This is a genomic window from Streptomyces sp. FH025 (genome assembly GCF_017427025.1).
GTDB lineage: Bacteria > Actinomycetota > Actinomycetes > Streptomycetales > Streptomycetaceae > Kitasatospora.
This window is the reverse complement of the sequence record NZ_JAFLNG010001033.1, coordinates 1-1891: the sequence shown is the minus strand read 5'-3', so window position 1 is coordinate 1891 and position 1891 is coordinate 1. Positions and strand designations below refer to the sequence as shown.

At 73.6% G+C, this 1891-nt stretch carries 1 protein-coding gene and 1 pseudogene; both read left to right on the top strand.

The window, feature by feature from the left end:
- Positions 1 to 10: 10 nt before the first annotated feature.
- On the top strand, positions 11 to 1309 hold the full coding sequence (locus J0670_RS36965) for an FtsW/RodA/SpoVE family cell cycle protein (protein WP_207817156.1): 1299 nt from the start codon (positions 11 to 13) through the stop codon (positions 1307 to 1309).
- Positions 1309 to 1891 (top strand): annotated as a pseudogene (locus J0670_RS36960) (penicillin-binding protein 2); the annotation flags it as partial. The gene J0670_RS36965 and the pseudogene J0670_RS36960, both read left to right, overlap by 1 nt.

Genomic DNA, 1891 nt, shown 5'->3' with positions numbered 1-1891 from the left:
CGCCCGGCCGGTGCCGACCCGGCGCACCACCGAGCTGGTGCTGGTGCTGGCGGCCGTCCTGGCCGCGGTGTTCGGCTACATCGAGGTCGGCGTCAACCTGGACGGCAGGGTGCCGGCCGACGCGGCCGCGTACGGCGCCGCGCTCGGTGTGCTGGCCCTGGCGGCGCACGGGGCGGTCCGGTGGCGGGCCCCGTACGCGGACCCGCTGCTGCTGCCGATCGCCCTGCTGCTCAACGGGCTCGGCCTGGTGGTGATCTACCGCCTGGACCGGGCCACCAGGGGCCCGGCCGCGGCCTCCACCCAGCTGCTCTGGTCGAGCCTCGGGGTGGCGCTGTTCATCGCCGTGCTGCTGCTGGTGCGTGACCACCGGCGGTTGCGGCGCTACGCGTACCTCGGGGCGCTGGTGGCACTCGTCCTGCTGGTGCTGCCGATCTTCTTCCCGCCGGTGTACGGCTCCCGGATCTGGATCCTCATCGGGCCGCTCTCCTTCCAGCCGGGGGAGTTCGCCAAGATCCTGCTGGCCGTCTTCTTCGCCGCCTACCTGGCGGTGCACCGGGACGCGCTGGCGCTCACCGGGCGCCGGCTCTGGCGCTGGCAGCTGCCGCGCGGGCGGGTGCTCGGGCCGGTGCTGATGATCTGGGCGGCCTTCGTCGGCGTCCTGGTGCTGGAGACCGACCTCGGCACCTCGCTGCTGTTCTTCGGCCTGTTCGTGGTGATGCTCTACGTGGCCACCGCGCGCACCGGCTGGATCGCGATCGGACTGGCCCTGGCGGCGGTCGGCGCGGTGACGGTCGGCTGGCTCTCGCCGCACGTGCACAGCCGGGTGGCGGACTGGCTGGACCCGCTGGGCTCGATCGCGGCGGGCAAGGGCGCCAACCAGATCGCCCAGTCGCTGTTCGCCTTCGCCTGGGGCGGCGAGCTGGGCACCGGGCTGGGCAACGGGCACTCGGTGCTGATCGGGTTCGCCGCCAAGTCGGACTTCATCCTCGCCACCATCGGCGAGGAGCTCGGCCTGACCGGGCTGATCGCGGTGTTCCTGCTGTACGCGGTGCTGATCTCGCGGGGCTTCAGGACGGGCATCGCGCTGCGCGACCCGTTCGGGCGGCTGCTGGCGATCGGGCTGGCGGCGATCGTCGGCCTCCAGGTGTTCGTGGTGGCGGGCGGGGTGCTCGCGCTGATCCCGCTGACCGGGATGACCATGCCGTTCATCGCCCAGGGAGGCTCCTCGGTGGTCACCAACTGGATCATCGTCGCGCTGCTGGTGCGCATGAGCGACGACGCCCGCAGGCCCGCACCGGGGCTGGGCTGATGGCGCGGATCCGGCCCAAGGGGATCCGGCCCAACGGGATCCGGCCCAAGGGGAACGGCCCGCAGGGCCTGCCCGGGATCTCGGTCACCGGGCGCCGGGCGGCCACCTTCTGCCTGCTGCTGGTCGCGGCGCTGTGCGTCCAGGCCACCCGGGTGCAGGTCTTCGAGGCCGGGGACCTCAACCGCAACAGCGCCAACCAGCGGCTCACCGTCGAGCGGTACGGCCAGCCGCGCGGCGACATCCTGGTCGGCGCCGACCCGGTGACCGGCTCCCAGAGGACCGGCGGCCGGTACGCGTACAAGCGCACCTACACCGACGGCCCGCTGTACGCCGCCGTCACCGGCTACGCCTCCCAGGCGTACGGCAACACCCAGCTGGAGGGCACCGAGGACGAGCTGCTGACCGGCACCGACGGCCGGCTGACCGGCTGGGCGCTCTGGGACGCGATCACCCGTCGGCAGAACCCCGGCGGGGACGTGTACACCACGCTGAACCGGGCCGCCCAGGAGGCCGCGATGCGCGGGCTCGGCTCGCAGAAGGGCGCGGTGGCCGCGATCGAACCGGCCACCGGGCGGATCCTGG